Source organism: Streptosporangium sp. NPDC003464 (assembly GCF_053588315.1).
In genome coordinates, this window is record NZ_JBSFPS010000313.1 from 1 (window position 1) to 11030 (window position 11030).

Here is an 11030-nt window from a genome sequence, read left to right on the forward strand (position 1 = left end):
CCCGGCCCCCTTCACCTGCTCGGGCGCCATGTAGGCGGGTGTGCCCGCGCCGCGCCCGCTCTGCGTGGCTCCCGCGTCCAGTGCGCGGGCCAGGCGCGGGCCGTTCCCTCCGGGGGCGGCCCGCGTCGCGCGTGTCCCCTTCCGCACTGTTGTGGATCTAGGTCTTCATTTGTGAGCAATGCTCATGTATGGTCGCCGACACTATGAGGAACCACTGGCTGTCGCCGATCGTCGTCGTGGTACTGGCCGCCGTCATCGTGCTGGGAGCGGTGTTCGACCCTTCGGGGCTGGCCGCGCCGTACACATGGACGGGCGCCGACCTGCTACCCGTCGCCGGACTCTGGCAGGTGGCCGCGCCGGCCGTCTACGTGCCGCTGCTGCTGGCGGGGGTCGGGGTGCTGGCGTGGGTGGTCGCGCGCGGGCACGCCCCGCTGCGTACGGCACTGCTGGTGTGGGGCGCGGTGGTGTGGTCGGCGATGGCGGCCAAGCTGGTGATGTCGCTGGTGATGGCCTTCGGCGATGTGGTCTACCTGGCGTGGTCGACCGGTTTCACCGGCGTCAAGGCGGCGGTCTTCGGCCTGCCGGTCCTGGCAGCCGCCTGGCTCACCCAGCTCCTGCGCCGCCGCCCCACCCCACCCCCTCCGATCTCGGCCTCCCCGCCTTCCCCGGTGCCGGGCGCTGGACCCGCCGCGGCCTCGGGGGCGTTCTTCCCGTCGGGGTCGGGGTGGGTGGCGGCGGGGATGGCCGTGGTCTTGGGCGCGTCGGTCGGCGGGGTGTGGTGGGGCGGCTCACCCATCGGGTACGCCATCGGCGACTCCCCGCTGGCCCCGGCGCCCGAGGCGGGACCGCTGGGCTGCCTCGCCGCCGTCACCCTGCTGGGCGTGACGACCTGGGCGCTGAACCACTGGCTCAGTGCCACCACCTCGCCGCCGGCCGTCGTGGCCGGGATCTCCGCGCTGGGAGCGGCCGCGACGCTGGGTCTGGTCGAGGTGGCCATCGGGCTCCCCGGCGACCTGGCGGGCGGCGACACGTTCTGGGCACCGGCGATCATGCTCCGCCTCGCCCCCGCGCTCTCCTTCGGCGCCCTCCTCGCCCTCGCGACGGCAGCCCTCGGCGCTCTCCTCCCCGCCCTTCTCCCGGCGCGTAAGGGCGCCGCCTTCTCCGCGCCGACACGGATGGCGGCCGTCGTGGCCGCCGCGGCGCTCGCCGTACCGCTGGTGCAGCCCGGCACCACCACCGCGCCGCTGCCGCGCACCAAGGGCCTGACGCTCTCAGCCGACCGCAGGATCGTCGACGCCGACGGCAACGAGGTGCTGCTGCGCGGCGTGAACGTCAACCAGCTCGAAGATTACTTCCAGAAATTTCCGGACAAGGCGGTGACGCGACCGCTCACCGAGGCCGACTTCGCCGGCATGGAGCAGATGGGCTTCAACGTCATCCGCCTCGCCGTGTCCTGGTCAGCCCTGGAACCCCGGCCCGGCCACTACGACCCGGCCTACCTCGCCAGGATCTCCTGGGCCGTCGAGACCGCGGCCAAGCACGGCCTGCGCACGGTCATCGACATGCATCAGGACGCCTGGGGCAAGGGCGTCAACGCCGCCCCCGGCACCACCTGCGGCAACGGTTCCCCGATGCACGGCTGGGACGGCGCCCCCACCTGGGCCGACCGCTTCGACGGCGCCCCCAGGTGCGAGTTCACCGGACGCGACATCTCTCCGGCCGTCGCCCGCGCCTTCACCAACTTCTACCAGGACAGGGACGGCATCCAGACCCGCCTGGTCGCCGCCTGGGGCATGCTGGCGGAGCGGTTCGCGGACGAGCCGATGGTCGCCGGATACGACCTGCTGAACGAGCCCGGCTTCGGCGAGGCCCCGCCGATCACCTCCGGCGTCCTGCTCGGCCGCTACTACGACCGAGCGATCAAGGCCATCAGGGCGGGCGAGAAGCGCGGCTTCCCGCATCTGGTCTTCTTCGAGCCGTCCGTGCTCTGGTCGGGTCTCGGCTTCGAGGTCTCGGTGCCCAAGGACTTCACCGACGACCGGCTGCTCGTCTTCGCCCCCCACCTCTACAACGAGTCGATCACCATCGACCAGGGCACCGGTCTCACCATCACGAGCATCGAGCGCGGTTTCGACCTGGCGAGCCGGGCGGCGGCGTACTACGGCGCCGGGCTCTGGTCGGGGGAATGGGGTTGGTTCGGCGACCCCGCATCGGCCCCGATCACGAAATACACCGACCAAGAGGATCGGCACCGCATCGGCGGCGCGTTCTGGGTCTGGAAGCAGTCCTGCGGCGACGCCCACGCCGGGGCCGGGGCCGAGACCGGCGGCAACCTCATGATCGAGGACTGTGCCACCGGGAAGGACCTGCCCCCGCCCCCCGAATACGTCGCCGAGCTCTCGCGCCCCTACCCCCGCTCCGCCCCCGGCCGCCTGACCGGCCTCACGTCGGACCGGGCGAGCCTCACGGCCCGGGGTGAGGGCAGCGGGTGCGGCCTCGATGTCTGGTTCCCCGGCGGCGCCCGGCCAGCCGTCCGCAGTACCGGAGTCACGGGCGTCGCCGCCCGGCAGGCACCGGGCGGCTGGCGCATCACCGGCTGCACCCGGGGCGCCTACACCCTGACCGCACACCGCTAGCCCCGCTCTCCGCGCCGGGGTCGGGCCGTGGACTCAGGTTCGGTGATCGGGTGCCGAAGACGGCCCACCTCGAGTGCCGGCGTCCCGGGTCCGAGGTGACGGTTCAGGCGAGGATCTGGACGTACCCATCGGTTCCGTGAACGCGGATCCGCTGCCCGTCCCGGATCAGCCGGGTGGCCTGCTCCACCCCCACAACGGCCGGCAGGCCGTACTCCCGCGCGATCACCGCCCCGTGCGTCATGAGGCCGCCCACCTCCGTCACCAGTCCGGCGACGGTGACGAACAGGGGGGTCCAGCTGGGGTCGGTGTAGGCGGTGACCAGGATGTCGCCCGCCTCAAGGTCGGCCTGCGCCATGTCCGTGACGACACGGGCACGGCCCTCGACGGTCCCGGCCGAGACCGGGAGGCCGGCCAGCGCGCCGGGCGGGGCGTCGTCACGCCGGTACCGGCCGGTGATGACCTCGCCGTCCGAGGTGAGGACCCGGGGCGGGGTGAGCGCCTCGTACGACCGGAACGCCTCCCGCCTTTCCAGGATGAGTCCGGCGTCCACCTCGTCGGTGCGCACGACTTCTTGCAACTCCGGGAACCGGAGGAAGAAGATGTCTTCTCTCTCGCGCAGGGTGCCGGAGCGGACGAGGCGATCGGCTTCCCGCAGCAGCGCCTGCTTGTAGGCGAAGTAGCGGCTGACCATGCCGTACTTGGGGTACTCCCGGTATCCGGCGAAGGCGCGGACGCGGTCGATCATCCGCTTGGTCTCCTCGGCCTTCCGCTCCCCGTGGGGCAGGGCGCGCAATCGCGTCAGGAGTTCCTGTTCTCTCCGTCGTGACTCCAGGCGTCCTTGTTCGAAGTGCCGTCCGCCGGCGCCCGGCTCGAAGTTCTTGATGTTGCCGAGGACGGCAGGCACGAGCGTGGCGGGATGCTCGCTCCAGCGCGTTCTGGTGATGTCGATCTCGCCTGCGCAGCGCATGCCGTACTTGTCGAGGTAGCCCCGGATGGCGTCACGTGCTTCCCGTCCGCCGGCCAGCCCGGCCAGCTCGTCCAGGAAGCCGTCGCCCTCCCGGCCTTCGTCCACGACGCGGTGCAAGAACGTCACGACGTCCGCGTGCGGCCGGATCGTGTCCGCGACGTCGAGGAGCGCCAGCCCCATCTCCGACGTGACGTTGTGGGGGACGGATTGGGTGAGCGCGTCGGCCGCGTTCTTCTCGCCCAGCCACGCCTCGAGGTGGTCGTTGAGCCACCAGGTCGCCTCCATCCCCGCCATGATCGCCTGGAGGCTCCGCGGAGAGAACAGGATGCGCTTCAGCTCTGCGATGTCGGCCAGGATGAAGTCGAGCAGCGCCGGCCCGGACAGAGTCCGGATCTCGCTCCGCAGGGTGGCGACGGACGCCTGACTGTGCTGGATCAGCTGGGTGACAAGGGCCGGGTCGGTCTCGATCGGGGCGGGTGAGTCACCGGCGGGTGCGGCGGTGGAATCCTCGTCCGGAAGTAGGCGGATGAAGTCGCCGCGGTCGAGGACGGTCTGCAGCGCGTCCCGGACCAGCGGGTCGGACTTCCCCAGGGTCCCGAGGAGGTTCGCGCGACCCGCGGGCGTCGCCAGGACGGGGGCTACGTCGACGAACAACCGTCCGCCCGCCTCGTGCATCGGCCGTGGGGTCGTCAGCTGCCACAGGGAGAGTCCCAGCGGCTTCATCGCGTCGGTCATCATCTGCTGGTGACCGACGGAGACGTAGACACGGTTCTCCTGGTCATCGGTCCTGGGGATGGGGAACAGGGTGGTGATCGGCCGGCTCTGCACGATGTGGAAGTCATCGCCGACCAGGCACCATTCGATGTCCTGGGGCCTGCCGAAGTGCGCTTCGATGCGCCGGCCCAGCCGCACCAGGCGCACGACTTGCGCATCCGTCAGAGCCGGCTGCGTCTGCCGCCGCGGTTCGACCGGTGCGTCCTGGGTGCCGCCTCCCGGTGACGCCTGGACGGACCGCGGCTTGGTGGCGACCGCTGTGGTGACGACCTGATCGTCGCGCACCGTGTAGACGTCCCCGGCGACCAGACCGGAGACAAGCGCCTCGCCGAGCCCCCAACCGGCTTCCACGGTGGCGATTTTCCGGTTCGAGGTCACGGGGTCCGCGGTGAAGAGGATCCCGGCCGCGTCCGGGAACACCATCTGCTGTACGACCACGGCCATCCGTATCCTGCGGTGGTCAAAGCCGTTGCGGCACCGGTAGGTCACTGCCCGCTCGGTGAACAGCGAGGCCCAGCACCTCCGGACGTGCCGGAGGATCTCCGGTAGGCCCACGATGTTCAGGTACGAGTCCTGCTGGCCGGCGAAGGACGCGGTCGGCAGGTCCTCGGCCGTCGCGCTGGAACGCACCGCGCAGGAGGCTTGCTCCCCGAGCCGGGCGAGTGATCCGCTGACCGCCGCCACAAGATCGTCGGGAATCTCGACGCCTTCGACGACGCGGCGGACATCGGCGCTCAGGGTGCGGATCGCCGCGCGGTCGTCCGGTTCCACGCGCGACAGCAGGTCAAGCTGGGCGTCGATCGACGGCGCCTCGGCCACGACCCGCTGGAAGGCGTCTGTCGTGACGCAGAATCCGTCCGGCACGCGGATGCCATTGATTCGCGAGAGCTCGCCCAGGTGCGCCCCCCTTCCGCCGACGTCTGCGATATTCGTCGAATCGATCTCCTCGAAACCCAGCACGTAACCCAATTCCGTCGCTCCATCGTTTGTCGGGCCGGTTCGCAACGGGCAAGTATGAAGCACTTTCTGACGCCTCATGAGACGCGCGACTCTGATATAAAGTGAAAGTGGCGGGGAGCGGTGCGCGCAGCCGCCCCGGACGGTGGAGCACCCTGTCCCTCGCTCCGCGTCCGGCCCGCGGCCGTCGCCCTGCGCCTGTGGCCTACCGACACCTCGCCGAGGCTCTCGACGTTCCGCCCGGCACCCGGCCGCCCTGTCACCGCCGGTTGCCGCAGGCAGTAACCCACAGTTCAGTGACGCCTCGAACAGAGTGGGGTCCCGGCAGTAACGGCGCGGGGAGCAACGGATACACAGATCAGCGGTCCGTCGTCAGATTATGCCCGAAGGGCCTTACCGGGACTTCGACCTGCATATCCATTGGAAATTTCTTCATTGCTGCCGGGACCCCCGTTATGCGGGGGGCGGCCGGAGCACAGAAGAAACACACCCCGCAGGTCGTCCTCACGCTGCCGCCGGCCGATGGCGACGGGAAGTCGGCGGGATACGCGACAACGGCCTGTGATCCACTGCGTCACCCCGGCCCACGGTGTCCTTCTGGTCGATTCCGGCCTCACCCGAGGTCGGCCGTTCCGCAGGCGGCCGGGTGGCGGACGGACCCGCGACCTCGGCGCCGGCATCCTGCCCGATGCGCGGCGCGGCGCTCGGTCGGCACGCGGCAATGGCCGGTCGGCTCGCACTCCGGACACGCGTGGCTTTTGGACGATCTCCTGTCAGGGGCGTGCCGGACACGCAGGGCTCAGGCTGGTGCGGTCAGCCGGTCTTGGCGGCGAAGGGACCGCCGTCGCCGAACACGAGCCGCGCGAAGTTCTCACCGATGCGGCGGTGTCCTGCGGGATCGGGGTGAACCTCGTCGGGCAGCGGGAGTTCGGCGTAGTCCGTCTCGCCGTAAAGGTCACGGCCGTCGAAGAAGTGCAGGTTCGGGTCGTCAGCCGTCCGCTGTTCGACGATCCGGACGAGTTCGTCGCGGATGACGTTGAGCGTCAGACGCCCGGCGGCGCGTTCGGCTGGATCGCCCGTGGCCTTGAACCGCAAGGTCCCGTCGTCGAAGTCGGGCGCGAGAGGGCCGGGGGTGTCCTCCTGGACCGGGCACAGGATGGGGGACACGACCAGCAGCGGAGTGGTCGGATGCCCCTCGCGGATGGTGTCCAGGAAGCCGTGGACCGCAGGGGTGAAGGCGCGCAGGCGCATCACGTCGCCGTTGACGACATTGATGCCGAGCTTGACGCTGATCAGGTCCGCAGGGGTGTCCCGCATCGCACGGGCGGTGAACGGGTCCAGCAGCGCGCTGCCACCGAACCCCAGGTTGACCAGTTCCACCCCGCTCCGGGCGGCTGCCAGGGCCGGCCAGGTGGCGGTCGGGTGGGCGGCGTTCGAACCGTGGCTGATGGAACTGCCGTGGTGCAGCCATACTCTGCGCCCGCTGTCCCGCGCCGGCTCGACCGGGGCGTCGGTGCGCAAGGCGATCAGCTCGGTGACCTCCGTATGCGGAAGCCAGATCTCGACATCCTTGTCATCCGCCGGCAGATCAGTGAACCGGGCGGTGCCGGCAGGCCCCTCACGCAGTTCGGCGGACTGGGTGACCATGTCGATGATCGTGTGGACTCTGCCGCCGGCCACCGTGGCCTGGGCAGTGAGACGGCCATCGACCAGCAGGTCGTACACGCCGTCCGGCGGGGCAGGGAAACCTCGGTAGATCCGTTTGGTGGGCAGCGTGTCCAGTTCGATCACGGTGGCCCGGGTGCGGAAGGCCAACCGCACGCCGGAGGGCTGCGCCTCGGCCATGGCCAGTTGGTTGTCAGGGATCTGCCGGCGTGCCCGAGCGGGCAGCCGATGCGGCAGCAGGCCGTGGGCGGTCGCTTCCAGGTCGAGAAAACCGCGCAATATGTCCGCGGTGATGGGTGTGGTGATCCAGTCGTGCTCAGTATTCATCGTCTCAACTTGCTGATCAGTATTTCCGGAACGCACATGCGCATCGGTGTGCGGCGCGGCGGACCGCCTCCACGGGGCGGCCCGCCGCCGGTCAGGGTGTGGCCCGGTTCCGTAGCAGGGCGTCAAGGGAATCCAGGATCCAGGCCCAGGACTCCTGCGGGTCGACGTCGGTGTGGCTGAAGCCTCCGGCCGTCTCCAGGCTGACGTAGCCGTGGAAGACGCTGCCCAGCATCCGGACCGCGTGCGTCTGGTCCGGCTCCGTCAGGTCGTAGCCACGCAGGATCGCCCGCGTCATCTGTGCGTGCCGGACGCCGGCACTGGCGGCCGCCGTCTCGGGGTCGAGCCGGAGCCGGGCGGCGGCGTAGCGACCGGGGTGCTCCCGGGCGTAGTCGCGGTAGGCGTCCGCGAATGCGGCCAGGGCGTCCCTGCCGGCCCGCCCGGCCAGGGCGGCGGCCACCCGGTCGGCGAGTTCCTCCAGCGCGAACAGGGCGATCCTGGTCTTGAGGTCCTGGGAGTTCTTCAGGTGCGAGTACAGGCTCGCGACCTTGACGTCGACCCGTCGCGCGAGCGCCGAGACGGTCACCTGGTCGAAGCCGACCTCGTCGGCCAGCTCTGCCCCTTCCCGGGCCAGGCGCTGCGGGGTCAACCCTGCTCTGACCATAACCTTCCTCCCATACGACGACATCCATTATGCATCTGCCTAAAAGCTTTAGGCAAATGCGGTTGGCGCTCAGGAGGCCACCGGCCGAGCGGGAGATCCGTACCGCGTCCGTGAACCGCGAGGGCGGAGCGGATCGCCTGTCAATCCCTCACGGCCTGCGGGAGCAGGACGCCGGTCAGTATCCCACGCACACCACGGCCTTCACGGTGGCCGGATCGTCGAGGCGGTTCAGGATGCAGTCGGCCAGGTCGGCGCGGGAGAGGGTGAGGCCGCCGCGGACGTTGCGGTCGAGGGAGGTGCGGTAGCGGCCCTTGCGGGGGCCGTCGGTCAGCCGCGGCGGGCGGACGACGGTCCAGTCGAGGCCGGTGGCGCGGATCTCCTCCTCCATGGCCCGCGTGTCGTCGAAGGAGTGCCGCAGGACCCGCTGCAGGACGGGCTTGACGAGCAGCCGGGTGGCAGGCCCGTCGCCGCCGTCGATGAACGCGCCGCTGGCACTGACCACGATCAGCCGCCGCGCCCCCGTGTCCGCCATCGCGCGCACGACACCCCGGGCCCCGGCGGCGCAGACGTCGGTGGGGACCCGCCCGCCCGTGTGGCCGAGGGCCGACAGGATCGCGTCCCGGCCGGCGACGGCGGGGCCGATGGCCTCCGGGGAGCGCACGTCGGCGCGGAGCACGCTCAGCCGGGGGTGCTCGGCGAACGGCAGCCGCGACGACTGGCGGGCCACCGCGGTCACCTCGTGCCCGGCGTCGAGCGCCTGCCGGACCAGATGGATGCCCGTCCTGCCACTCGCTCCGAAGACCGTCAGCTTCATCGACTCGCTCCTGACCTCTGCCCGGGACGCCCGGGACGATGGGTGAGTGTCCGCTCACCCCATATGGTTAGTGAGTACTTACCAACTGTCAAACCAGGAGACACCGTGCAGAGCACCAGGGAGCGGATCGTCGACGCCGCCGCACAGGTCATGCGCGCCCAGGGGCTCGCCCGTGCCACCACCAAGGAGATCGCCAGAACCGCCGGCTGCTCCGAGGCGCTGCTGTACAAGCACTTCCGCGCGAAGGAGGACCTCTTCCTGGCCGTGCTGCAGGAGCGCGTGCCCGGCCGGCTCCCCCGCCTCCTGGCCACCCTGGCGGACGAGGCCGGACAGGGCACGGTCGAGGAGAACCTGGAGCGGGTCGCGCACGCCGCGATCACCTTCTACCAGGACAGCTTCCCCATCGCCGCGTCGATCTTCTCCGAGCTGCGGCTGCTGGAGGGCTATCGCACGGCGATGCGCGAGCGGGGGGCCGGGCCGCAGACCGTCAACACCTGGCTGGCCGCGTATCTCCGGGCCGAGCAGGCCCTGGGCCGGGTCCGGCCGGAGGCCGACCCGGAGGCGGTGGCCGCGCTGCTGCTCGGAGCCTGCCTGCAGCACGCCTTCCTCGGCCACTTCACCGACACCGGGAGCGCCGACGACACCGCGGGCAGGCTCGCCCGCACCCTCGCGGCCGGCCTGTGAGCGGCCGGACCGCGCACCACTGAGCTGAGCACCACTGGGCCGTGCACCGCTCAACCGGGCGGCGGCCGGGCACGCCCGGGAGGCGCCCACGCCGGCCGTGCAAACACCGGCCACACGGACATCGGCCACACGGACACCGGCCGCGCAGGCGCCGAGCGCGTTGCTCACCACGGGTCCCGGCATGTTCTCTACCCGTGCTGGTCATGTGGATTTCATATCCCTGTGGGCCGGATGTCCGGATCCCCGGAGACCATTCGGCATATGAGAGCCGCGCACCTCGCCTCCGCAGTCCTCGCCCCCGCGATCCTCGCCGCCCTCCTCGTCCCCACCTCCCCCGCCGCCGCCGGGACCTGCTCCGGCGTCCCCTCCGACTTCGACGGCGACGGCCGGGCCGACCTCGCGGTCGCCGCGCCGTACACCGCCGTCGGCGGGCACGCGCGCGCCGGGTCCGTCACCGTCCTGTACGGCACGCGCGCCGGGCGGCGGCTCACCCAGGACAGCCCCGGCGTGCCCGGCGAGGCGGAGACCGGGGACGCGTTCGGCTCGGCACTGGCGGCCGGGGACTTCGACGGCGACCACTGCGCCGACCTGGCCGTGGGCGTCTCCGAGGAGGACCGCTCCCGGCCGGGCGCCGACGGCCACGGAGCCGTGCAGATCTTCCACGGCTCCCCGGCCGGGCTGCGTCCCGGCGAGATGATCGACGCCGGGGATCTGGGCCGCAGGCGCGGCCCGGACCGGTTCGGCGCCGCGCTGGCCGCCGGGGACCTGGACGGCGACGGGGACGACGAGCTGGCCGTCGGCGTGCCCGGCCTGGGCGGGGGCGGCGTCGGGGTGTACGGCCTCAAGGGCCGCCGGCCGCAGGTGATCGACCAGGACAGCGGCTGGGTCGGGCAGGACGCCAAGGCGACCGACCAGTTCGGGGCGGTGCTGGCGGCCGGGGACTTCGACGGCGACGGCCGGGCCGAGATCGCGGTGGGCGCGCCCGGCGACACGTTCCTGAAGCGGAACGGCCAGGGGTCGGTCACCGTGCTCGACGTCCGCCGCGGGAGGGCGACCCTGCTCACCCAGGACAGCCCGGGGATCGCCGGTCTCGGCGAGGCGTGGGACGCCTTCGGCGCGGCGCTGGCCACCGGCGACTTCGACGCCGACGGCCACGACGACCTGGCGATCGGGGTGCCGGGCGAGGGGCTGACCGACGACCAGCGGGCGATGGACTACGGCGACGGCACCGTGGACGTGGTCTACGGCTCGCGTTCCGGGCTGCGGACCGCGACCTCCGAGGCCTGGTCGCAACGGTCTCTCAAGGGCGAGCCCCGCTACTTCGACCGGTTCGGCGCCGCGCTGGCCGCCGGGGACCTCAACGGCGACGGGGACGACGAGCTGGCCGTCGGCGTGCCCGGGGAGAACGCCGTCCAGGTGCTCGCCGGCGGCCGCTCCGGCGGCCTGAGCAGGGCGGGCAACGTGCTGGTCACCGGTCCCCCGCCGCAGCAAGGCCGGGTTCTACAAGGACCCGACGACCGGCGAGCTCCTGCGCTCGGTCACCAC

General features: G+C 71.6%; 7 protein-coding genes. 3 read left to right on the forward strand and 4 right to left on the reverse strand.

Translation table 11 applies throughout. The features are described from left to right. Positions 1-203 precede the first annotated feature (203 nt). On the forward strand, positions 204-2636 hold the full coding sequence (locus ACWDS7_RS41880) for a glycoside hydrolase family 5 protein (protein WP_451933809.1): 2433 nt from the start codon (positions 204-206) through the stop codon (positions 2634-2636). Between the two features lie 103 nt (positions 2637-2739). On the opposite strand, the gene rph is transcribed toward ACWDS7_RS41880, so the two are convergent. The 4 genes from rph to ACWDS7_RS41900 all read right to left on the reverse strand — a co-directional run bounded on the left by rph (position 2740) and on the right by ACWDS7_RS41900 (position 8801). After that, positions 2740-5337, reverse strand: coding sequence for a rifamycin-inactivating phosphotransferase (gene rph / locus ACWDS7_RS41885; RefSeq protein ID WP_451933814.1), 2598 nt, complete (start codon positions 5335-5337; stop codon positions 2740-2742). 810 nt (positions 5338-6147) lie between these two features. Next, positions 6148-7326: a GDSL-type esterase/lipase family protein gene (locus ACWDS7_RS41890; protein ID WP_451933810.1), complete on the reverse strand. Its 1179-nt coding sequence runs from the start codon at positions 7324-7326 to the stop codon at positions 6148-6150. A 91-nt stretch (positions 7327-7417) separates the two neighbouring features. Next, positions 7418-7987 (reverse strand): TetR/AcrR family transcriptional regulator, encoded by a 570-nt coding sequence (locus ACWDS7_RS41895; protein WP_306858164.1) that lies wholly within the window; start codon positions 7985-7987, stop codon positions 7418-7420. A 175-nt stretch (positions 7988-8162) separates the two neighbouring features. Beyond that, positions 8163-8801, reverse strand: a complete 639-nt coding sequence (locus ACWDS7_RS41900; protein WP_451933811.1) for an NAD(P)-dependent oxidoreductase — start codon at positions 8799-8801, stop codon at positions 8163-8165. Between the two features lie 105 nt (positions 8802-8906). Here ACWDS7_RS41900 and ACWDS7_RS41905 point away from each other — a divergent pair, with 105 nt between their 5' ends. Together ACWDS7_RS41905 and ACWDS7_RS41910 are read left to right on the forward strand one after the other, a co-directional pair. Next, positions 8907-9485, forward strand: coding sequence for a TetR/AcrR family transcriptional regulator (locus tag ACWDS7_RS41905; protein WP_451933812.1), 579 nt, complete (start codon positions 8907-8909; stop codon positions 9483-9485). A 261-nt stretch (positions 9486-9746) separates the two neighbouring features. Then, positions 9747-11030 (forward strand): FG-GAP repeat protein (locus tag ACWDS7_RS41910; RefSeq protein WP_451933813.1); only part of this gene is annotated, 1284 nt, incomplete at its 3' end.